The sequence below is a fragment of the Streptomyces sp. NPDC044063 genome, assembly GCF_056434285.1.
On sequence record NZ_JBWKFM010000044.1, the window covers coordinates 16983 to 39637 of the forward strand.

A 22655-nucleotide genomic window follows, 5' to 3' on the forward strand; every position below is an offset into this window, starting at 1 on the left:
GTCACCGCCCTTTGGGGAGACCGAGGACGCGCTCGGCGATGATGTTCCGCTGGATCTGGGAGGTCCCGGCGGCGATGGTGTACGCGAGGGACGAGAGCCGATCGAGGGTCCAGGTGTGGGAGGTGTCCAGGGACAGGGGCCCGAGCACCTCGGCCGCCGCGTCGTAGAGCTCCTGGCGCGCGTGGGAGTAGCGCAGTTTGAAGACGGAGGCCCCCACGCCCGGCACTCCGGAGCCGCCGGTGCGCAGCGCGTGCGCGGCCTCGCTCGCGTTCCACTGGGCGAGCCGCCACAGAGCGGTGAACTCGGCGTTCAGCCGGCCGAGCCGGCGGCGCAGGACGGCGTCGTCCCAGGTGCCGTTCTCCCGCGCTGCGCGGGCGAGCAGGGCCAGGGTGCGGCGGCAGGCGACGACCTCCCCGGCGAAGGCGGTGCCGCGCTCGAAGGAGAGGGTGACCATGCTGACGCGCCAGCCGTCGTTCTCGGCGCCCACGCGCTGGGCGGCCGGGACGCGGACCTCGTCGAGGAACACCTCGGCGAACTCCGTGGATCCCGCGAGGGTGCGCAGCGGGCGGACGGTGACGCCCGGGCTGTCCATGCGCATCGCGAGCCAGGACAGCCCGCGGTGGCCAGGGGCGGACGGGTCGGTGCGGACGAGCAGTTCGCACCAGTCGGCGACCTCGGCGTGGGAGGTCCACGTCTTGCCGCCGGTGACGATGTACGCGTCCCCGTCGCGGACCGCCCGGGTGCGCAGCGAGGCGAGGTCGGAACCGGCCTCGGGTTCCGAGAAGCCCTGGCACCAGATCTCGTCGCCGCGCAGGATCGGCGGCAGCCAGCGGGTCCGCTGGGCGGGGGTGCCCTCGACGGCGATGGTGGGGCCGGCGTGCAGCAGCCCCACGAAGTTGGCGCCCACGTAGGGCGCGCCGGCGCGCTCGGTCTCCTCCAGGAAGATCAGGTGCTGGACCGGGGTGGCGCCCCGGCCGCCCGCGTCGGCGGGCCAGTGCAGGCCCGCGTACCCGGCGTCGTACAGCGCCCGCTGCCAGGCCCGGTCGTGGGCGCGCCGGGCGGGCCAGTCGGCCGGGGACGGGCGCGGGGGCAGGGTGGGCAGCGTCGCGCGCAGCCAGGCGCGCAGCCGGACGCGGAAGCCCTCTTCCTCGGGGGTGTCGGTGAGGTCCACCGCTCACGCACCCGGCGTGCGGTGGCCGGGGTGGCGGCCCGTGACGGGGTCCAGGCCGAGCATGCGGATGGCGTTGCCGCGCATCACTTTGTGGACGGTCTCGTCGTCCAGTCCGCGCACATGGTCGAGGGCGACCTGGCGGGTGTGCGGGAAGGTGGAGTCGACGTGGGGGTAGTCGGTCTCGAAGGTGGCGTTGTCACGGCCCACGACGTCGAGGGAGTCGATGCCGTGCCGGTCGCGGAAGAAGCAGCAGTAGACCTGCCGGTAGTAGTAGGTGGAGGGCGGTTCGGGGACGAGGTCGCGTACACCGCCCCAGGCACGGTGCTCCCGCCAGACGTCGTCGGCCCGTTCCAGGAGGTAGGGGATCCAGCCCATCTGGCCCTCGCTGTAGGCGAGGGTGAGGCGGGGGAAGCGGACGAGGACGCCGCTGAAGAGGTAGTCGGACAGCGACGCCATGGCGTTGTTGAAGGACAGGGTCGCCTGGACGGCGGTCGGGGCGTCGGGGGAGGCCGCCGGCATCTGCGAGGACGAGCCGATGTGCATGGCGACGACGGTCCCGGTGTCCTGGCAGACGGCGAAGAGCGGGTCCCAGTGACCACTGTGGATGCTGGGCAGGCCCAGATGGGTGGGCAGTTCGCTGAAGGTCAGGGCGCGGACGCCGCGGGCCGCGTTGCGCCGTACCTCGGCGACGGCGAGGTCCACGTCCCAGAGGGGGACGATGCACAGCGGGATGAGCCGCCCGCCGCTGTCACCGCACCACTCCTCGACCATCCAGTCGTTGTAGGCGCGGACACAGGCGAGGGCGACCTCCTTGTCGCGGGCCTCGGCGAAGGTCTGGCCGCAGAAGCGGGGGAAGGTCGGGAAGCAGAGGGAGGACTCGACGTGGTTGAGGTCCATGTCCTTCAGCCGCTCCACGGGGTCCCAGCAGCCGGGGCGCATCTCGGCGCGGGTGATGCCCTCGAGGGTCATGTCGTCGCGGTCGAAGCCGACGGCGGCGATGTTGCGCTTGTACGGGAAGCGGAGGTCCTCGTAGATCCACCAGTCCGTGGGCGGCCCGTCGGGGTCCATGGTGACGCGGTAGGCACCGCCGGTGTAGCGCAGTTCGCCGATGCCGTGGGTGAGGGGCCTGGGCCCGCGGTCGCGGTGGCGGGCGGGCAGCCATCGCTCGAAGAGATGGGCGGGCTCGATGACGTGGTCGTCGACGCTGACGATGCGCGGCAGGTCCATGGGCCGGCTCCCTCCGATCTCTGACGCTCCGTCAGTTCTGCTGAGGCTAGACCGCGCCCCCTGGACCGGCAAGGCATGACGCCCTACGCTCCCGGTCGACATGACGCCCCGTCAGTTCGAGCGGCGTCCCGTGATCCGGCGCCCCTCGGGAGGTCCGCCATGCCGTCCGGCAGCGATCGGGAAATGGCCGCCTCCCGCACCCTGTGGGAGCTACTGGAGCACCGCGCCGCCCGCACCCCGCGCGCCGTCGCCCTGATCCAGGCCGACGACCCCGGCCCCGCCCTCGCCGAGGCCCCCGGGTTCCAGGGTGCCGGGCCCGACCGGAGCCTGACCTTCGGCGGGCTGCGCGACCGCGCCGAGCGGGTCGCGGCCTGGCTCCACCTCCTGGGGGTGCGGCAGGGCAGCCGGGTGATCTGGCAGCTGCCCACGCGCGTCGAGACCGTCGTCCTCACCTTCGCGCTGGCCCGGCTCGGCGCCCTGCAGAGCCCCCTCGTCCCCGCCTGCCGCGACCGGGAGGCCGGTCACGCCCTGCGGGCGACCGGGGCGGAGTTCTTCGTGGTCCCGGGGGTCTGGCGCGGCTTCGACCACACCGCGATGGCGCGCCGCCTCGCCGCGGCGGGGGACGTCCGCCCTCTGGTGCTCACGGCGTACGACGCACTGCCCGAGGCCGACCCGGCGACCCTGCCGCCACCGCCCGCCGACGGCACCGAGGTCCGCTGGGTCCACTGGACCTCCGGCACCACCTCCGAGCCCAAGGGTGCCCTGCACACCGACCGCGGCCTCATCGCCTCCGGCGCCTGCCTGGCCGGCGCCCTCGGCCTCACCTCCCGCGACGTCGGCTCGATGGCCTTCCCCTACGCGCACGTGGCCGGGCCCGACTACACCGTGGCCGCGCTGATCGTGGGCTGCCCCGCCCTCCTGGTCGAGCACTTCTCGCTGCCGGGCTCGCTCGGCGCGTACCGGCGCCATGGTGTGACGGTGGCCGGCGGGTCCACCGCCTTCTACACGATGTTCCTCGGCGAGCAGCGCCGGAATCCCGGGCGCCGGCTGATCCCCACCCTCCGGCTGATGGCGGGCGGCGGTGCGCCCCGGCCGCCGGAACTCCACGACCAGGTGCTGCGCGAGCTGGGCTGCGTCCTCGCCCACGGCTACGGCATGACGGAGGCGCCGATGATCACCATGGGCTCCCCGGGCGACCCGCCGGACCGGCTGGCCGGCACGGAGGGACGGCCGGCCGCCGGCATGGAGATCAGCGTCACCGGCCCCGACGGCCGGTCGGTGCCGCCCGGGACCGACGGGGAGATCCGGCTGCGGGGCGAGGCCGTGTGCCGGGGGTACCTCGACCCGGCGCGCACCGCCGAGGCCTTCGACGCTGACGGCAGGCTCCGCACCGGCGACCTCGGGCACCTCACCGAGGACGGCTACCTGGTGCTCACCGGGCGCGCCAAGGACATCATCATCCGCAAGGGCGAGAACGTCTCGGCGCAGGAGGTCGAGCAGCTGCTCCTGAGCCACCCGGCGGTGGCGGACGTGGCCGTCGTCGGCCTGCCCGACGCCGAGCGCGGGGAACGCGTCTGCGCGGTCGTCCAGCGGGCCCCGGGGGTGGCGGAGCCGACCCTGGCCGAGGTGGCCGCCCATCTGCGGGAGGCCGGTCTGGCGGTGCACAAGCTCCCCGAGCAGCTGGAGCTCATGGCCGAGCTGCCGCGCGACGGCACCCTGCGCAAGGTGCGCAAGCAGGAGCTGCGCGAACGGTTCTCCCACTGACCGCGCGCCGGCGGCGGCCCGCCCGGGGCGTCCCCGGGCCTCCCGCTCAGCTCGGCGGGCGGTACGTGTCGCGGGCCCGCTCGAAGAAGGTGTCCACCGAGCGCTGTTCGTCCATGGGCCCCCGGACCTGCACCAGGTGGTAGCGCCCGTCGATGATCATGGCAGCGTTGCGGACGTAGACCTGGCGGCCACTGCCGTCGTTCCAGTTGAAGGCCCCCTCGGCGGTCGCGGTGCCGCCGACGTCGCCCCGGCGCAGGCCGGAGGAGCCGGACCAGGACGAGGAGCGGTACGGCGCGAGCTCGGGCTCCTTGTCCTGCTGGTAGGCCATCGGGTCGCCGCCGAACTCCGCGACCTTGTCCCGCCCGGGCACCACGACCAGCTCGTAGTCGCCGCCGACGTAGACGATCTGGCCGCGTTCGTTCTCGCCGCGGCGCTGCCAGTCCTCGGCGACGGCCACCGTGAACCCCTTGGGGTCCTTGCGTGGGGCGACGTCCTTGGCGAGGCTGCCGCCCCCGTCCACGTGGTCGTCCTGGGTGCCGGTCGCGGCGGCCGTCCGGCCGACGGTCCCGGGGCCGTCGCCGGCGGCGCTCAGCGCGCCGGTGGTGCCGGTACGGTCGGCCGCCGGGGCCCCGCCCGCGTTCTCCTCGGCGCGAGGCATGAACAGCAGGGCGTAGAGCACCGCCCCGATCAGGGCGAGCAGGATGGCGCCCAGCAGCAGCCGGCCCAGGCGGTGCGGGGACGGCGCGGCCGCCGCGTACTGCCCCTGGAGGTGGCTCGTGGTGGGGGCGCCCCGCCCGGCGGCGGCCGTGCGCTTGTGCCGGCCGTGGCCCGGCGCCGGCTCGGCACCGGGGGCGCGCCCGCGACGGCGGGCCACCTCGCCGCGCCGCCGGACCGCCGGCAGCCGGCGGAGGTCGGCGGGGGCGGCCGGGCCGAGCGGCGGCACGGTGACCGTACGGCTGCCGATGTCCGGCTCCGGGGCCGAGCGGATCAGCGAGCGGAGCCAGCCGCGCAGCTCCTCGAACTCCGGGCGCTCCCCCGGTTCCTTGCGCATCAGCGACTCGACCACGGGGCGCAGGGCGCCGCACTCCTCGGCGTAGGCGGGCGGTTCCGCGCAGACGACCTGGACGAGCTCGGCGGTGCTCTCCTCGGGGAACGGCGCGTGGCCCTGCACGACGCGGAACAGCAGGGCACCGAGCGCCCACAGGTCGGCGGCGGGCCCGACGGGGGGCGCGAGCTGCCAGTTCTCCTTGACGGGCCAGGCCTGCTCGGGCGCCCAGCGCTCGGTGACGGCCCCGACGACGACCATCCGAGCCTGCCGGGCCCGCTCGGCGTCGAGGGCACCGAGGGGACCGGTCTCTCCCTGAGGACGGACGGAAGCCGCGGCGGGGGCGGCAGGGGCCGCAGCGGGCGGCGCCCCCGCCCCGGCGGCCGGGGTCCCGGCACCGGCGGGAGCCCCCGCCCCGGCGGAAGCTCCAGCGCGTTCCGGGGTCGCCGCGCCCCGCACCAGGGCGTCCGCGGTCCATGGCCGGGGGGTACCGGGACCGGGCGCGGGCGCCCGGCCGCTGGCGGCGCTGCCGCCACCCCAGGTGGACGCCCCGGTGGGTGGGGTGGCGCCGTTCCCGGCCGCCGCGCGCGCGGCGGCACGGGCGGCCGCGTGGTAGGCGGCGATGGCGCCGGAACGCACGGCCCGCGCGCGGGGCTCACCGGGCTCGCTCCCGGGGACACCGGCGGCACCGCCGGCACCGAAGGTGCCACCCGCCGCTCCCGGGCCCCGTTGGCCGGGCCCGCCCTGTGGCGGCACCCCACCGGCCGCCCGACCGGCGGCACCACCACCCGGTCCGCCACCCGGTCCGCGCCCCGCACCGGCCGGTCCGCCCTGACGCGGCACCGCGCGCTGCCCGGCGGCACCGCCGACGCCCGGGCCGACGCCCGGGCCGCCGGACGGCCCGCCCGGCCCCGTGGCGTACGGCGGGCGCTGCCCCGCCCGCGGCCTGGGGACGGGGTCGTAGCCGCACAGGGCTTCCTCGGCCGCGCCGGCGGCCAGGCCGGTGAGGATGGCGCGGCCGTCGTCGCAGATGAGGACCGTGCGCGCGGTGATGTTGCGGTGGGTCCAGCCCTGGGCGTGGAGGGCGCGCAGCGCGGCCAGGACGTCGGCGGCCACCTCGGCCGCGCGGTGCGGCGAGAGCGTGCGCTCGGCGAGGAGCGCGGCGAGCGGGCGGGCGGAGACGAGTTCGCTGACGATCCAGAGGCTGCCCGCCTCGGCGAAGACGTGGAAGACCTGGTCGAGCCTCGGGTGGTCGGGGATCTGCGCGGCGGCGGTCGCGGCCGCCAGCGCGCGGCTCACCGACGGGTCGTCGCCGGCCCGCCGCGCGCCGGGCCGCTCCGCGCCGCCGGCGGCCCCGGCGCCGGCGACCTCCGGCAGCGGGATCTGCCGGACCAGCACCTCCTGGCCGCTGAAGGTGTCGAAGGCCCGGGTCTCGGCGAGCTCGAACGCCTCGGACGGTGGCAACGGCAGACGGTAGCGGTCGGCGAGCACCCGGCCCGCATAGTCGTCCACGACGCCTCCCCAATCGCGCGATCCACGCAAACGTGCGATCCACCACCATGCCCCGAAAGACCGTCAAAGCCGGTCGTTCCGCTGCTTATTGCGGCTGCGTACGGTCCCCGAGGATTCACGATACGTGCCGAACCCGCCCCTTCGGGCCCGTACGGCTCAGTACGTCCCCCGGCCCGGCGACGGGTATGCCTCGGCCGCCGGCTCCCGGCGGGTGCCGGTCCGGCTCGCGGTGACCCCGGGCTTAGTTCGCGCGCGGAAAGGCGTGCGGAACGGCGTGCGCCACGGGGGTCACGGGCACCACGACGGAGACCGAGGCCTTCTTGTGCGGGGTGGTCGAGCGGCCCTTGCCGTCGTCGCCCTTGTCGTCGCCGCTCAGGGTGAGGGCGAGCACGGTGCCGATGACGGCCAGCACGACGACGACCACGGCCGCGAGCAGGACGCGGCGCGGCACGATGTCGGTGACGGACGGGCGGCCGTAGGTGGTGACCCTGCCGCCCCGGGCGCCGCGCGCACTGGCGGCCACACTGCCCACCCGCAGGCGCACGGGCTGTCCCGCGCCCTCCGGCTCGGCCGTGACGGAGGAGCTCGCGGGGGTGTCGTCCCGCAGCGGGCGGAAGGCGCCGCGCGTCCGCTCCGTGGCCGCGTCACCCGCGCGCGGGCCCCGGGCGGAGAGCGACGAGGACGACCGGCCGGACGACGGGGCCGCCGAGGACCTTGAGGACGACGCGCTGAACGACGACCGCGCCGACGGGGAGGGCTTCTCCGGTATGACCGGCACGGCGATCGCCTGGGTGGCGTCCAGATCCGGCGTCGCCGGCTCGGGCGGCTGCGGAAGGCGCTCGTCCGGGGCGTTGACGGCGTCGGTCATCAGGGCCCGCGCGCCGGCCTCGTCGAGCCGCTTCTGCGGGTCCTTGGCGAGCAGCCCGTACATCACCTCGGCCAGCGGGCCGGCGTTGCGCGGCGGCCCGAGGGGCTCGGTCATGACGGCCGTGAGGGTCGCTATGGCCGACCCCTTGTCGTAGGGCGGGACGCCCTCCACGGCGGCGTAGAGCAGACCGCCCAGGGACCACAGGTCGGCCGGCGGACCGGGCTTCTGACCACGGGCCCGTTCGGGGGATATGTACGAGGGGGCGCCGACGAGCATGCCCGTGGAGGTGACCGACGGATCGCCCTCGACCTGCGCGATGCCGAAGTCCGTGAGGACGACGCGGCCGTCGTCCGCGATGAGGACGTTGGACGGCTTCACGTCGCGGTGCAGGATGCCCTCGCGGTGCGCGGCGCGCAGCACGTCGAGGACGGCGAGACCGACCTCGGCGGCTCTGCGCCATTTGAGTGGCCCGTCCTCGCGGATGACGTCGGCGAGGGAGCGGCCCTCGATGAGCTCCATGACGATCCACGGGCGGTCGTCCTCGTGGACGACGTCGTAGACCGTGACGGCACCGGCGCTGCGGATACGGGCGATGGCCTTCGCCTCGCGCAGCGTGCGCGTGATGAGACGGCGCTTCTCGTCCTCGTCGATGTTGGCCGGGAAGCGCAGCTCCTTCACCGCGACCACGCGGCCCAGCGTCTCGTCCGTCGCACGCCAGACCGTGCCCATGCCACCGCGCCCGAGGACGTCCCCGAGGCGGTATCGCCCGGCAAGGAGGCGCCCTGCCGTCCCCTGCGTCTGCTCCGCCTCCGACATGCGTCCCCTCTGGCAATCAGCTCTGCGACCAACCGACCCTGGCAGAGCGACCATTGTCCCTCATCCACGGACCGGCGGAAGGCCAGGGTCCGAGAGGCCATGGATGATGAGCGCATGCCGACGCGTGCCGCCTTCCCGCGCCTCACGGCGACCATGGCCGCGCTGACCTGCGCCGTGGCGGTTTCGGTGACGTCGGGAGGCAGTGGCGTCGTCACCCGCTCCCCTGTAGAGGACCTGGTTTCGGAGCGTACGGTTCCCGGCGCGGCAGAGCTGTCACAAGACGCTCACGGGACGGTCCGGTTCGCTACGGCGGGCGTCGCGGACGTCCGTACCGGACGCCCCATCCGCCCCTCGGACCGCTTCCGCGCCGGCAGCATCACCAAGACGGTCGTCGCCACCGTCGTCCTCCAGCTGGTGGCCGAACACCGGCTCGGGCTGGACGATCCCGCCGCCGACCACCTGCCGGCACCGGCCGCCGCGGCCCTCCGAGGCGGCCCGCACGACCGCCCGGTCACGGTCCGCCAACTACTGGGGCACACCAGCGGCCTCTTCTCCTACACCGACGACCGCGACTTCTCCCGGCGCTTCTTCGGCCCCGGCTTCGCCGCCCACCGCTACGAGTCCCACACCGCCGAGGCGCTGCTGGGCACGGCCCTCGCCCACCGGCCGTACGCGCCGCCCGGAGCCCGCTACCGCTACTCCAACACCGGCTACCTCCTGCTCGGCATGGTCATCCGTCAGGTCACCGGCCACCCGTACGCCGCGGAGGCCCGGCGGCGCGTCATCGTCCCCCTGGGCCTGACGGGCACCAGCTTCCCGGGCGTCCGGTCCACGCTCCCGGCACCGCACGGCAGGGCGTACAGCCGCGCGTACGGCCCGTCAGCCCCCGGACCCACGACTCCCGGACCCACGGCCCCCGGACCCACGACCCCCGCTCCCGCCCTCGCCCCGGCCGCCATCACCGTCATCGGTCCCCTCGCCGACGTCACGGACCTCAACCCGTCCGCCGCGGGCGCGGCCGGCGAGCTGGTCTCCACACTGCCCGACCTCAACCACCTCTTCGCCGCTCTGCTCTCCGGGCGGCTGCTGCCCCCGGCCCAGCGCGCGGAGATGCTGGACACCAGCGCGTCCGGCGGCCGGTACGGCCTGGGCGTGTTCCCCGTCCGGCTGCCGTGCCGCCTGACGGTGTGGGGCCACAACGGCGAGATCAGCGGCTCCTACGTGCAGACGCTGGCCACGCCCGACGGCCGGCGCGTGGTCAGCTACCGCCTCAACAGCGACGCGCCCGCCCCGCGCGCGGCCGAGGCCCGGCTGCTGCGCGCGGCCTTCTGCCCGGACGGGCACGAGCAGCCGGACGGGCACGAGAAACCAGAGCAGCACGAGAAGCCGGAGGGGCACGAGAAGCCGGACGGGAGCGGGAAGGGCTGACCGGCCGCGTACGACGCACCACGACCCCTCAGATCGGCTGGATCTCCGGGGCGCCCAGCCGGGCCGCGTCCGCCGTCAGGTCGTCGGGCTGGAGCTGCGACTCGCGCTCCGCCTCCACGCGCTTCTCGTAGTGCTCGACCTCCTTGTCGACCTGCGCCGCGTCCCAGCCCAGCACGGGCGCGATGAGCTCGGCGACCTCCCGCGCGCTGCGCGTCCCCCGGTCGAAGGTCTCGATCGAGATCCGGGTCCGCCGGGTGAGGACGTCGTCCAGGTGGCGCGCCCCCTCGTGCGAGGCGGCGTAGACGACCTCGGCCCGGAGGTAGTCGTCGGCCCAGGCCAGCGGTTCGCCCAGCGCCGGGTCGGCCAGGACGTAGGAGAGCACCTCGTCCACCATCGAGCCGTAGCGGTTGAGCAGGTGCTCGACGCGGGCCACGTGCAGGCCCGTGCGCCGGGCCAGCTGGGCGCGGCCGTTCCACAGCGCGCGGTAGCCCTCGGCGCCCACCAGCGGCACGTCCTCCGTGACGCAGTCCGCCACCCGCTGGGCGAGGCCGTGCACCGCCTCGTCCACGGCGTCCTTCGCCATCACCCGGTACGTCGTGTACTTGCCGCCCGCCACGACCACCAGGCCCGGCACCGGGTGCGCCACGGTGTGCTCGCGCGAGAGCTTGCTGGTGGCGTCCGACTCGCCGGCCAGCAGCGGGCGCAGCCCGGCGTAGACGCCCTGCACGTCGTCACGCGTCAGGGGCACCGCCAGCACGGAGTTCACGTGTTCGAGGAGATAGTCGATGTCGGCGCTGGAGGCAGCCGGGTGGGCCTTGTCCAGGTCCCAGTCGGTGTCCGTGGTGCCGATGATCCAGTGCCGGCCCCAGGGGATCACGAAGAGCACGCTCTTCTCGGTCCGCAGGATCAGCCCGGTGGTGGAGTGGATGCGGTCCTTGGGCACGACCAGGTGGATGCCCTTGGAGGCCCGGACGTGGAACTGCCCGCGCTCGGCGATGAGCTGCTGGGTGTCGTCCGTCCACACGCCGGTCGCGTTGACGACCTGACGGGCCCGCACCTCGAACTCGCCGCCCTGCTCCAGGTCCCGCACCCGCGCCCCGACCACGCGCTCGCCCTCGCGCAGGAAGCCCGTGACCCGCGCCCGGTTGGCGACGTCGGCGCCGTACGCGGCGGCGGTGCGCACGAGGGTGGTCACGTAGCGCGCGTCGTCCATCTGAGCGTCGTAGTACTGGAGGGCGCCGACCAGCGCGTCCTTGCGCAGGCAGGGCGCGACGCGCAGGGCCTTGTGGCGGGTGAGGTGACGGTGCGCGGGCAGGCCGCGGCCGTGCCCGGAGGAGAGGGACATCGCGTCGTAGAGGGCCACGCCCGCCCCGGCGTAGAACCGCTCCCAGCCCCGGTGCTGGAGGGGGTAGAGGAACGGCACGGGCTTCACCAGGTGCGGCGCCAGCCGTTGCAGCAGCAGGCCGCGTTCCTTGAGCGCCTCGCGGACCAGGGCGAAGTCCAGCATCTCCAGATAGCGCAGACCGCCGTGGATGAGCTTGCTGGAACGGCTGGAGGTGCCCGCGGCCCAGTCCCGCGCCTCGACGAGGCCGGTGACGAGCCCGCGCGTGGCCGCGTCCAGCGCGGTGCCGGCGCCGACGACTCCGGCACCGACCACCAGGATGTCCAGTTCCCGATCCGCCATCCGGGCGAGCGCCTCGCCGCGCTCGGCCGGACCGAGTGTCGCCGTCCTCACCATTGCCTCCCGCCTGACCGCTCTGGCCGTCGTTGCCGGTGACCCGTGCACTGCCGCTGCCGCGCGCCTCCCGTCGCGCCCCCGGCGCGCCGGGCGGACACCCGTCCTCCTTCGATGCTGCCCCAGATCCGGCGCACGGGCCGCGCCGAATCCGGGGCGCCACCCTCCGAGCGCCTCCGCGCCCCCTCCCACGCCCCCGCCGTCACCGAGGCGGCACGGCACCGACTCTCCCGCCGCAATACCGGAGAACAGTCATATATCCGCCTAACCTGATGTAACGGCCTACCCCGCCGGAAACCCGCCGGTAATCCCCTCCGGGAAGGACCGCATCCCCCCATGCCCGCAGATCTCGCCGTCATCGGTCTCGGCTTCCTCGGCCTGCCCCTCGCCCAGGCCGCCACCGCCGCCGGCATCGCCACCGTCGGCTACGACACCGACCCCCGCACCGTCGCCGAACTCCGGGCCGGCCGCGTCCCCGCCGAGGTCTACGACAGGTCCCTGACCGCCGCCGGTATCCGCCGCATGCTCTCCGCCGGCTTCCGCCCCACGACCGAGGACGCCGAGCTCGGCAAGGTGCGCACGGCCGTGCTCTGCTCCCCCACCCGGCTCGGCGACGACCGCGCACTGGACCTGAGCGCCCTCGACGAGGCGGCCCACGCCCTCGCGGCCCGGCTGCGCCCGCGCATGACCGTGCTCCTGGAATCGGCCGTCCACCCCGGCACCACCGAGGACCACCTGCGCCCCATCCTGGAGGCCGGCTCCGGGCTGCGCGCCGGGCGGGACTTCCACCTCGCCTACTCGCCCAGCCGCCTCGACCCCGGCAACCGCCACTACGGCTTCGCCAACACCCCCAAGGTCATCGGCGGCCTCACCCCGGCCTGCACGGAGGCGGCCGCCGCCTTCTACGGACGCGTCTGCGAGCGCGTCGTCCGCGCCCGCGGCCCCCGGGAGGCCGAGGCCGTCAAGGTGCTGGAGACCAACTACCGGCACGTCAACATCGCGCTGGCCAACGAGATGGCGGTCTTCTGCCACGACATCGGCGTCGACCTGTGGGACGTCGTCCGCTGCGCCGAGACCAAGCCGTTCGGCTTCCAGGCCTTCCGCCCCGGACCGGGCGTCGGCGGCCACGGCGTGCCCATCGACCCCAACTACATCTCCTACAAGGGCCGCAGCCTCGGCTATCCGCTGCGCATGGTGGAGCTGGCGCAGGAGGTCAACGGCCGCATGCCGCGCTACGTCATCCAGCGCTGCGCCACGCTGCTCAACGAGCACGGCAAATCGGCCCGCGGCGCCCGCGTCCTGCTCCTGGGCGTCGGCTACAAGGCCGACGTCGGCGACCAGGAGGGCTCACCCGCCCGGGAGATCGCCTCCCGGCTGATGGAGATGGGCGCCCAGCTCAGCTACCACGACCCCCACGTGGCGCAGTGGCGCGTGCTGGGCAAGCCGGTGCCCCGCGCCGACTGCCCCCAGGAGGCCGCCGCGGCCGCCGACCTGACGGTGCTTCTCCAGCACCACAGCTCGTACGACCTCCAGGGGCTCACGGTCAAGGCCCAGCTCCTGCTGGACACCCGAGGGGCGAGCCCGGCCGGCGCGGCCCACCGGCTCTGACCCGTTCACCCACCCGACCGTCCGCGAGCGCCTACAGACGTCCCAGCATGCGCGGCTGCGCGTCCAGAACCGTGCGCAGCGCGGAGAAGTTCTCCACGCAGCGGCCGGTGCCGACCGCCACGCAGTCGAGGGGGTCGTCGGCGACGATCACCGGGATGTCCAGCTCCCGGCTCAGCCGGACGTCCAGGCCGCGCAGCAGCGCGCCGCCGCCGGTGAGGACGATGCCCCGGTCCATGATGTCGCCGGACAGCTCCGGCGGGGTCTCGTCGAGGGTCTGGCGCACCGCCATGACGATCGCGTCCACCGGCTCGGTCAGCGCGTGCCGGATCTCGTCGGCCGTCAGCTCCAGCGTCTTGGGCAGTCCGCTGACCTGGTCGCGGCCGCGCACGGTCAGCCGGTCGCCGGGGCGCAGGCCCTGGGTCACCTCGGAGTCCGCCGCGGTCTCCTCGACGACGCCCTGGTAGGCGACGGGCGAGGCCGAGCCGATGGTCATCTTGATCTCTTCGGCCGTCCGCTCGCCGATCGCGAGGGCGTACTCCTTCTTGATGTACGACATGATCGCCGTGTCCATCGCGTCGCCGGCCGTCCGCACCGAGCGCGCGGTGACGATGCCGCCCAGGGAGATCACGGCCACCTCGGTGGTGCCGCCGCCGATGTCGACGACCATGCAGCCGGTGGGCTCGCTGACCGGCAGGCCCGCGCCGATCGCCGCCGCCATCGGCTCCTCGACCAGGTGCACCTGCCGGGCGCCGGCCCGCGAAGCGGCCTCGATGACGGCCCGTCGCTCGACGCCGGTGATGCCGGACGGCACGCACACCACGACGCGCGGGCGCGAGAGGAAGCGGTTGCCCATCACCTTCTTGATGAAGTGCCGGAGCATCCGCTCGGCGACCTCGAAGTCGGCTATGACGCCGTCCCGCAGCGGGCGGATGGCCACGATGTTGGAAGGGGTGCGGCCGATGGTCTCCTTGGCCTCCGAACCGACCGAGAGCACGCTGCCGTCCTCGGCGTTGACGGCGACGACCGAGGGTTCGTTGAGCACCACTCCCTTCCCCCGTACGTACACCAGCGTGTTCGCGGTGCCGAGGTCGATGCCCATGTCCCTGCCGCTGAACGACTTGCTTTGCGCCATAAGTCGCCAGTATTCCCTACGATCGAATCTTTATGCGGAGCTGACGGCGGGGTCCGGACATGGCGAAGGGCCCGGACCTCCGTGGAGGTCCGGGCCCTGTCGACCGGGGCTCAGCGCTTGTCGTGCTGCGACGGAGCGACCGTCACCTCGACGCGCTGGAACTCCTTGAGGTCGCTGTAGCCGGTGGTGGCCATGGCACGACGCAGGGCGCCGAACATGTTCATCGAACCGTCCGGGGTGTGCGAGGGACCGGTGAGGATCTCCTCGGTGGAGCCGACCGTGCCCAGGTTCATGCGCTTGCCGCGCGGCACGTCCTCGTGGACGGCCTCCATGCCCCAGTGGAAGCCCCGGCCCGGCGCGTCGGTGGCGCGGGCGAGCGGGGAGCCCATCATCACGGCGTCGGCACCGCAGGCGATGGCCTTCGGCAGGTCGCCCGACCAGCCCACGCCGCCGTCGGCGATGACGTGGACGTAGCGGCCGCCGGACTCGTCCATGTAGTCCCGGCGGGCGGCGGCCACGTCGGCCACGGCGGTGGCCATCGGGACCTGGATGCCCAGGACGTTACGGGTGGTGTGCGCGGCGCCGCCGCCGAAGCCGACGAGGACACCGGCCGCGCCCGTGCGCATCAGGTGCAGGGCGGCGGTGTACGTGGCGCAGCCGCCGACGATCACCGGGACGTCGAGCTCGTAGATGAACTGCTTCAGGTTCAGCGGCTCGGCGGCGCCGGAGACGTGCTCGGCGGAGACCGTCGTGCCGCGGATGACGAAGATGTCCACACCGGCGTCGACGACGGCCTTGGAGAACTGCGCGGTGCGCTGCGGGGAGAGCGCGGCGGCGGTCACGACACCGGAGTCGCGGACCTCCTTGATGCGCTGCCCGATCAGCTCTTCCTTGATCGGCTCGGCGTAGATCTCCTGGAGACGCTTGGTCGCGGCGGTCTCGTCCAGCTCGGCGATCTCGGCGAGCAGCGGCTCCGGGTCCTCGTAGCGGGTCCACAGACCCTCGAGGTTCAGCACGCCGAGGCCGCCCAGCTCACCGATGCGGATCGCGGTCTCGGGCGAGACGACCGAGTCCATGGGGGCGGCCAGGAACGGCAGCTCGAAGCGGTAGGCATCGATCTGCCAGGCGATCGAGACCTCCTTGGGGTCGCGGGTACGGCGACTCGGGACGACAGCGATGTCGTCGAACGCGTACGCCCTCCGGCCGCGCTTGCCGCGCCCGATCTCGATCTCAGTCACGTCTGTGGCCTTTCACTTTCCTTGGCGCTCCGTCTGCCGCATACCAGTATCCCCGACGCGGCGGAGCCCGCGGCCTGGCGGCTGCGGGCTCCGGGGGCGCTGTGCGAAGCTCCTACTACTACCGGCGGGAGTAGTTCGGGGCTTCAACCGTCATCTGGATGTCGTGCGGGTGGCTCTCCTTGAGGCCCGCGGACGTGATCCGCACGAAGCGGCCCTTGTCCTTGAGCTCCTGGATGTCCGCCGAGCCGACGTAGCCCATGGAGGCGCGCAGGCCGCCGATGAGCTGGTGGGCCACCGAGGCCAGCGGGCCGCGGTAGGGGACCTGGCCCTCGATGCCCTCGGGGACCAGCTTGTCCTCGGAGAGGACGTTGTCCTGGAAGTAACGGTCCTTGGAGAAGGACCGCGCCTGGCCGCGGGACTGCATGGCGCCCAGCGAGCCCATGCCGCGGTAGGACTTGAACTGCTTGCCGTTGATGAAGACCATCTCGCCCGGCGACTCCTCGCAGCCCGCGAGCAGCGAGCCGAGCATCACCGTGTCGGCACCGGCCGCGATCGCCTTGGCGATGTCGCCCGAGTACTGCAGGCCGCCGTCGCCGATCAGCGGGACGCCCGCGGCGTGGCAGGCCTGGGCGGCCTCGTAGATGGCGGTGACCTGCGGGACGCCGATGCCGGCGACCACACGGGTGGTGCAGATCGAGCCGGGGCCGACGCCGACCTTGACGCCGTCCACGCCGGCGTCGATCAGCGCCTGGGCGCCGTCGCGGGTGGCGACGTTGCCGCCGACGACGTCGACGCTGATGTTGGACTTGATCTTGGCGATCATGTCGAGGATGCCGCGGCTGTGGCCGTGGGCGCTGTCCACGACGAGGAAGTCGGCACCGGCCTCGACCAGCGCCTGGGCCCGCTCGAAGGCCTCGCCGCCGACGCCGACCGCGGCACCGACGACCAGGCGGCCCTCGGAGTCCTTGGCGGCGTTCGGGTACTTCTCGGCCTTGACGAAGTCCTTGACCGTGATGAGGCCCTTGAGCACACCGGCGTCGTCCACCAGCGGCAGCTTCTCGATCTTGTGGCGGCGCAGCAGCTCGATGGCGTCGTCGCCGGAGATGCCCACCTTGCCCGTGACCAGCGGCATCGGGGTCATGACCTCGCGGACCGCGCGGCTGCGGTCCATCTCGAAGGCCATGTCACGGTTGGTGACGATGCCCAGCAGCTTGCCCGCCGGGTCGGTGACCGGCACGCCGCTGATCCGGAACTTGGCGCACAGGGCGTCCGCCTCGGCCAGCGTGGCGTCCGGGCGGACCGTGATCGGGTCCGAGACCATGCCGGACTCGGAGCGCTTGACGAGGTCGACCTGGTTGGCCTGGTCCTCGATGGACAGGTTGCGGTGCAGCACGCCCGCGCCGCCCTGGCGGGCCATGGCGATGGCCATCCGCGCCTCGGTGACCTTGTCCATGGCGGCGGACAGCAGCGGGATGTTGACCCGTACGTTCCGCGAGACCCGGGAGCTGGTGTCCACCGCGTTCGGCAGGACCTCCGAGGCGCCCGGCAGCAGCAGGACGTCGTCGTATGTCAGACCGAGCATCGCGAATTTCCCGGGCATTCCGTCGGCGTTGTCCGTCATGACACCTTCCCAAATGGTCTTGCCCCAGCGAGGACTCCCATGCTAACGGCCGTCACGCGTGTCCCATTCCACGACGACTGAGTCCCGCATCACTTGGAGATTCCTACGATTTCCGCCCGCGCGGGCTTCTCGCGGCCGTTTTCGCCGCTCCCTCACTGCTCCGCGAGCGCGCGGAGCCTGCTGAGCGCGCGGTGCTGGGCGACCCGGACGGCACCCGGGGACATCCCCAGCATCTGCCCGGTCTCCTCCGCCGTCAGCCCGACCGCGACCCGGAGCAGGACCAGCTCGCGCTGGTTCTCCGGGAGGTTGGCGAGCAGCTTCTTGGCCCACTCGGCGTCGCTGCTGAGCAGCGCCCGTTCCTCGGGGCCGAGCGAGTCGTCGGGCTGCTCGGGCATCTCGTCGGAGGGCACGGCCGTGCTGCCCGGGTGCCGCATGGCGGCGCGCTGGAGGTCGGCGACCTTGTGCGCGGCGATGGCCACGACGAAGGCCTCGAAGGGGCGCCCGGTGTCGCGGTAGCGCGGCAGGGCGCACAGCACCGCGAGGCAGACCTCCTGGGCGAGGTCGTCCACGAAGTGCCGGGCGTCGCCCGGGAGCCGCGACAGCCGGGTGCGGCAGTAGCGCAGGGCGAGCGGGTGCACCAGGGCGAGCAGGTCGTGAGTGGCCCGGCGGTCGCCCTCGACCGCGCGGCTGACGAGGGCGCCGATCTCCCCCGGACCTGCGGCCGCGGGGGGCTCCGGGGTCTCGTCGTCGCGCATCGGTCCATGGTGCCTTGGCGTCAAGCCATCCACGGCATCGCCTTCATAGTTGTGCGTCGAACCGTTACGCGTCGGTGTCCTCGCACTCACGTCTCGCGTCGCCCCCTTCCGGGTATACCCGCCCCGCGCCCACGACTCCACCGATAGCTTGTGCCCGTGCCGCGCGGCACCGGGCAGGGCCTGTCCGTCATGAGGTCTCGTCCGGCCGAGTGAGAAACCTCGGCCTCCGCCGGGGAGGAGTCACACTCCAAGCATGCGGCATCCCTCGGGCTTTCGGAGTCGGACGCCCGTCACCGGGGCGATCGCAGGGGTGATCGCGCGCCGGCGGCCGCCCGGCCGCGCACCCGCGACCAGGGCCGCCGGGGCCCGCGGGGGCGCACCCCGCGACACGGGGCCGCGGTGCGCACCACCTGTCCGAGTGACGCGTACCGCGACCGCACGGCGCCCCGCGCCACGGCCCTCCTAGCGGACCAGACCCCAGCGGAAGCCGAGCGCCACCGCGTGCGCACGGTCCGAGGCGCCCAGCTTCTTGAAGAGCCTCCGGGCGTGGGTCTTGACGGTGTCCTCGGAGAGGAAGAGCTCCCGGCCGATCTCGGCGTTGGAGCGGCCGTGACTCATGCCCTCCAGCACCTGGATCTCCCGCGCGGTGAGCGTGGGCGCGGCGCCCATCTCGGCCGAGCGCAGCCGGCGGGGGGCGAGCCGCCAGGTCGGGTCGGCCAGGGCCTGGGTCACCGTGGCGCGCAGCTCGGCGCGCGAGGCGTCCTTGTGGAGGTAGCCGCGCGCCCCGGCGGCGACCGCGAGGGCGACGCCGTCCAGGTCCTCGGCCACCGTGAGCATGATGATCCGGGCGCCGGGGTCGGCGGAGAGCAGCCGGCGCACGGTCTCCACACCGCCCAGGCCGGGCATGCGTACATCCATCAGAATGAGGTCCGAACGATCGGCGCCCCAGCGGCGGAGGACTTCCTCGCCGTTGGCCGCCGTCGTCACGCGCTCGACGCCGGGCACGGTCGCCACGGCGCGACGGAGCGCTTCTCGGGCAAGCGGGGAGTCGTCGCAGACGAGGACGGATGTCATGGCCGCCCTCCGCAGCTGATGCGCGTCACCTTGAGCCTCCAGAGGCTGGTACTGATCGTCACCTGTGCGGTTGACGACGCCCGGGCACCTGCCACCCGCCCGACTGCTTCACGCGTCAACCGTCTCCGCACTCTCAACGACGGTCACCCGAAAGAGTTACGGTCTCGGTCGGTCGTGTTCGGCACTCTACGTGAGGGCGCGGACACGGAGCAGGGCGCACGGGGGGCGCCCTGCCCTGGGGCCAAGCTATGCCCCATTTGCCCACTCGGACCTGTTTTTCTTCCCATTTGCTGCCGTCTGTGGCTAGATTCGCAATGAGTCATATTTTCATCTGCTCACACAGCAGATGAACGGCACAGGGCACTGCATCAGATCGCTTCGACCAGGTCACTCGTCAAGGTCACACCACGGATCGCTTCGACAGATCGCTTCGAGGGGACAAGCAATGGCAGATTTCTCCCGCCTTCCCGGCCCCAACGCCGACCTGTGGGACTGGCAGCTCCTGGCGGCATGCCGCGGGGTCGACAGCTCGCTCTTCTTCCATCCCGAGGGGGAACGGGGCGCCGCGCGCAGCGCCCGGGAGACCTCCGCGAAAGAGGTGTGCATGCGCTGCCCGGTACGCGCCGAGTGCGCGGCGCACGCGCTGGCGGTGCGGGAGCCCTACGGCGTGTGGGGCGGCCTCACGGAGGACGAGCGCGAGGAGCTCATGGGGCGTGCGCGGCACCGGTCCATCTCGGCGAGCGGCGCGGGCGCGGGCGCGATGACGGCCTGAGCGCCCTGATCCCGCACCACACCCCTCCGAAGAAACGTTTCAGTAGCCATCCGATCCCGCAGCCATCCGATCCCGCGAGGCCGCGCCGGCCGACCATGTCAGCCGCCACGTCGTACCGACCACCTCGGGCCGAACCGCCTCGGGCCGACCACGTCGGGCCGGACGTGTCACCGGCCCGCCGCCTCCGCGAGCCGGTCCAGCATGGCCCCGACCGCCGGCACCCGCGCCAGGTCCGGCAGGGTGAGCGCCACGATCTCGCGCTGCACCACGGGCTCGACCGGCACGATCCGCGCCCCCTTGGGCCGCACCGACTCCAGCGCCAGCTCGGGCATCACGGCCACGCCGAGCCCCGCGCCGACGAGGCCGAAGACCGCCGGGTAGTCGTCCGTCGCGAAGTCGATGCGCGGCGTGAACCCCGCGGACTCGCACACCTCGACCAGATGCCGCCGGCAGCGCGGGCAGCCCGCGATCCACGGCTCCCCCTCCAGCTCCGCTATCGCGATCCGCTCCGCCCCGGCGAGCCGGTGCCCCTCCGGCAGCACGCCGATGAGGCGGTCGGTCAGCAGCGGCCGTACGACCAGGTCGTCCCACTCCGCGCCGGCGGCCGGATCGGCGCCGCGCACCTCGGGGTAGCGGAAGGCCAGGGCGATCTCGCAGTCGCCCTCGCGCAGCATCTCCACCGAACGCGGCGGCTCCGCCTCCACCAGCGACACCTGTGTGCCCGGGTGGGCGGCGCGCATCTCCGCCAGCGCGGTCGGCACCAGCGTCGAGCTGCCGCTGGGGAAGGAGACGAGCCGCACCCGGCCGGCCCGCAGCCCCGCGATCGCCGCGATCTCCTCCTCCGCCGCCGTCAGCCCGGCCAGGATGCCGGTGGCGTGCCGGACCAGGGCGGCGCCCGCCTCGGTCAGCCGCATCTCCCGGCCTGTACGGATCAGCAGGGGCGTACCCGCCGACTGTTCCAGGGCCTTCATCTGCTGGCTGACCGCGGGCTGGGTGCACCCCAGCTCGCGCGCCGCGGCCGAGAACGAACCGGTGCCGGCCACCGCGCGCAGCACCCGGAGATGACGTGCCTCGATCATGCTTCGAGCATAAGCCCGACTTGGGGCGACCGAGAAATACCGCCACGGCACTTTGAGACGGCCGGGGTCCCCCTTCGGGACGTGACCGGTCCGCCGCGAAAAAGCCCGGGCCCGCCCCGAGGCGCCCCGCCTACCCTTCCCCCATGCACCTGATCTCCGTGAACACCGGCCGCGACCGCACCTCCGACGACCGCTCGGCACCCGGTGGCGCCTTCACCGGCGGGCTGCGCACCGGCATCGACAAGCGCCCGGTCGACGGCCCGGTCGCCGTGGCGGCCCCCGGCCCGAAGGGCGTGGCGGGCGGCGGCGTCGCCGGTGACACCGTCGTCGACCTGCGCCACCACGGAGGCGACCACCAGGCGGTGTACGCGTTCGCACGCGAGGACCTCGACGACTGGGAGCGCGCGCTGGGCCGGCCGCTGCCCGGCGGCTCGTTCGGCGAGAACCTCACCACGGGCGGAGTCGACGTCAACGGCGCGCGCATCGGGGAGCGTTGGCGCATAGGTACGGATCTGGTGCTGGAGGTGGCCTCGCCGCGCATCCCCTGCCGTACGTTCGCCGACTGGCTGGGTGAGAGCGGCTGGATCCGGCGGTTCACCGAGAAGGCGGCACCGGGCGCGTACCTGCGGGTCGTGCGCCCCGGGGAGATCCGGGCGGGCGACCCCGTCGCGGTCGTCCACCGGCCCGGCCACGACGTGACCGTCTCCCTCGTCTTCCGGGCCATGACGACCGAACGGTCGCTGCTGCCCGCCGTCCTGGCCGCCGGCGACGCGCTCGACCCCAAGGTGCGGCAGAAGGCGCTGACGTACAAGGAGCGTCGGGAACCGTCCGGGCAGGGTACGGAGGGGCGACCGGAGACCGCGGAAGGGAACCACGGCACCGCGCCGAGCACTAACGTTCCCGTATGACGACTGCACTGATCACGGGGGCGACTGCGGGCATCGGCGCGGCCTTCGCCCGCCGGCTGGCGGCCGACGGACACAACCTGGTGCTCGTGGCGCGCGACGAGAAGCGGCTCAACGAGCAGGCGACCGAACTCCACGACCGGCACGGGGTGGAGGCGGAGGTGCTGCGCGCCGACCTGTCCGAGGACGCGGGCATCGCGGCGGTCGAGGCACGCCTGACCGACCGCAGGAACCCGGTGGACCTGCTGGTCAACAACGCGGGCTTCGCGAACAAGGGCCGCTATCTCGAGGTCCCCATGGCCGACGAGCTGATGATGCTCAAGGTGCACTGCGAGGCCGTGCTGCGGCTGACCTCGGCCGCGACCGCGAGCATGCGCGAGCGCCGGCGCGGGGGCGTGGTCAACGTCGCGTCGGTCGCCGCGTTCGTGCCGCGCGGTACGTACGGGGCGAGCAAGGCGTGGGTGGTGCAGTTCACCCAGGGTGCCGCGCGGGATCTGGCGGGAAGCGGGGTGCGGCTGATGGCGCTGTGCCCCGGCTTCGTACGGACCGAGTTCCACCAGCGGGCCGGCATGGGCGTGGACAACGTGCCCGGCTGGATGTGGCTGGACGCCGACAAGCTGGTCGAGGCCGCGCTGAAGGACCTCGCGCGGGGCAAGTCGCTGTCCGTCCCGGACCCCCGCTACAAGGCACTGACCGGCCTGATGAAGCTGGCCCCGCGCCGGGCCGTCTCGCGCGCGGGCGCGTCGACCGGCCGCCGGTACGGGCCGAACTGACGCCGCGCCCGCCCGCGCGGCCCACGCGGGAAACGGCCGCGGGGGGGGGGGGGGGGGGGGGGGGGGGGGGGGGGGGGGGGGGGGGGGGGGGGGGGGGGGGGGGGGGGGGGGGGGGGGGGGGGGGGGGGGGGG

General features: G+C 73.9%; 16 protein-coding genes and 1 pseudogene. 6 read left to right on the top strand and 11 right to left on the bottom strand.

Annotation, left to right across the window (positions count from 1 at the left end; all coding sequences use genetic code 11):
- Window position 1: 1 nt before the first annotated feature.
- The gene (locus AC07BS_RS33085) at window positions 2–1171 is read right to left on the bottom strand and encodes an acyl-CoA dehydrogenase (protein ID WP_478935339.1); all 1170 of its coding nucleotides are present in this window, start codon (window positions 1169–1171) and stop codon (window positions 2–4) included.
- 3 nt (window positions 1172–1174) lie between these two features.
- Window positions 1175–2398: an amidohydrolase family protein gene (locus tag AC07BS_RS33090; protein WP_478647000.1), complete on the bottom strand. Its 1224-nt coding sequence runs from the start codon at window positions 2396–2398 to the stop codon at window positions 1175–1177.
- Window positions 2399–2557: 159 nt separating this feature from the next.
- Here AC07BS_RS33090 and AC07BS_RS33095 point away from each other — a divergent pair, with 159 nt between their 5' ends.
- On the top strand, window positions 2558–4162 hold the full coding sequence (locus AC07BS_RS33095) for a class I adenylate-forming enzyme family protein (protein WP_478935340.1): 1605 nt from the start codon (window positions 2558–2560) through the stop codon (window positions 4160–4162).
- 46 nt (window positions 4163–4208) lie between these two features.
- Here AC07BS_RS33095 and AC07BS_RS33100 read toward each other — a convergent pair whose 3' ends face one another.
- Complete coding sequence (locus AC07BS_RS33100; RefSeq protein ID WP_478935341.1) at window positions 4209–6719, bottom strand: protein kinase; 2511 nt, start codon at window positions 6717–6719, stop codon at window positions 4209–4211.
- 346 nt (window positions 6720–7065) lie between these two features.
- A pseudogene (locus AC07BS_RS33105) lies at window positions 7066–8403 on the bottom strand (serine/threonine-protein kinase); the annotation flags it as partial.
- A gap of 114 nt (window positions 8404–8517) precedes the next feature.
- Between AC07BS_RS33105 and AC07BS_RS33110 the strand changes: the two are divergent.
- Window positions 8518–9831 (top strand): serine hydrolase domain-containing protein, encoded by a 1314-nt coding sequence (locus AC07BS_RS33110; protein WP_478935342.1) that lies wholly within the window; start codon window positions 8518–8520, stop codon window positions 9829–9831.
- Between the two features lie 28 nt (window positions 9832–9859).
- On the opposite strand, the gene AC07BS_RS33115 is transcribed toward AC07BS_RS33110, so the two are convergent.
- Window positions 9860–11566: a glycerol-3-phosphate dehydrogenase/oxidase gene (locus AC07BS_RS33115; protein WP_478647004.1), complete on the bottom strand. Its 1707-nt coding sequence runs from the start codon at window positions 11564–11566 to the stop codon at window positions 9860–9862.
- A gap of 336 nt (window positions 11567–11902) precedes the next feature.
- Between AC07BS_RS33115 and AC07BS_RS33120 the strand changes: the two genes are divergently transcribed.
- Window positions 11903–13174 (top strand): nucleotide sugar dehydrogenase, encoded by a 1272-nt coding sequence (locus AC07BS_RS33120; protein ID WP_478647005.1) that lies wholly within the window; start codon window positions 11903–11905, stop codon window positions 13172–13174.
- 31 nt (window positions 13175–13205) lie between these two features.
- On the opposite strand, the gene AC07BS_RS33125 is transcribed toward AC07BS_RS33120, so the two are convergent.
- From AC07BS_RS33125 to AC07BS_RS33145, 5 genes are all read right to left on the bottom strand, one after another.
- On the bottom strand, window positions 13206–14306 hold the full coding sequence (locus AC07BS_RS33125; protein ID WP_478647006.1) for a rod shape-determining protein: 1101 nt from the start codon (window positions 14304–14306) through the stop codon (window positions 13206–13208).
- Between the two features lie 110 nt (window positions 14307–14416).
- Window positions 14417–15544 (bottom strand): GuaB3 family IMP dehydrogenase-related protein, encoded by a 1128-nt coding sequence (locus AC07BS_RS33130; protein ID WP_168093463.1) that lies wholly within the window; start codon window positions 15542–15544, stop codon window positions 14417–14419.
- Between the two features lie 118 nt (window positions 15545–15662).
- Window positions 15663–17165 carry an IMP dehydrogenase gene (gene guaB, locus AC07BS_RS33135; protein ID WP_478935343.1) on the bottom strand — a complete coding sequence of 501 codons (1503 nt, stop codon included), beginning with the start codon at window positions 17163–17165 and terminating at the stop codon, window positions 15663–15665.
- Window positions 17166–17317: 152 nt separating this feature from the next.
- On the bottom strand, window positions 17318–17920 hold the full coding sequence (locus AC07BS_RS33140) for a sigma-70 family RNA polymerase sigma factor (RefSeq protein ID WP_478647011.1): 603 nt from the start codon (window positions 17918–17920) through the stop codon (window positions 17318–17320).
- Window positions 17921–18382: 462 nt separating this feature from the next.
- Window positions 18383–18994: a response regulator transcription factor gene (locus AC07BS_RS33145; protein ID WP_003948568.1), complete on the bottom strand. Its 612-nt coding sequence runs from the start codon at window positions 18992–18994 to the stop codon at window positions 18383–18385.
- 445 nt (window positions 18995–19439) lie between these two features.
- Between AC07BS_RS33145 and AC07BS_RS33150 the strand changes: the two genes are divergently transcribed.
- The gene (locus tag AC07BS_RS33150) at window positions 19440–19766 is read left to right on the top strand and encodes a WhiB family transcriptional regulator (RefSeq protein WP_478935344.1); all 327 of its coding nucleotides are present in this window, start codon (window positions 19440–19442) and stop codon (window positions 19764–19766) included.
- Window positions 19767–19933: 167 nt separating this feature from the next.
- On the opposite strand, the gene AC07BS_RS33155 is transcribed toward AC07BS_RS33150, so the two are convergent.
- Entirely contained in the window at window positions 19934–20845 is a 912-nt protein-coding gene (locus AC07BS_RS33155) for a LysR family transcriptional regulator (RefSeq protein ID WP_478935345.1), read from the bottom strand.
- A 143-nt stretch (window positions 20846–20988) separates the two neighbouring features.
- Between AC07BS_RS33155 and AC07BS_RS33160 the strand changes: the two genes are divergently transcribed.
- Window positions 20989–21753 (top strand): MOSC domain-containing protein, encoded by a 765-nt coding sequence (locus AC07BS_RS33160; RefSeq protein WP_478935346.1) that lies wholly within the window; start codon window positions 20989–20991, stop codon window positions 21751–21753.
- Complete coding sequence (locus AC07BS_RS33165) at window positions 21750–22523, top strand: SDR family NAD(P)-dependent oxidoreductase (protein WP_478647018.1); 774 nt, start codon at window positions 21750–21752, stop codon at window positions 22521–22523. Before AC07BS_RS33160 ends, AC07BS_RS33165 begins: the two co-directional genes overlap by 4 nt.
- Window positions 22524–22655: the final 132 nt, after the last annotated feature.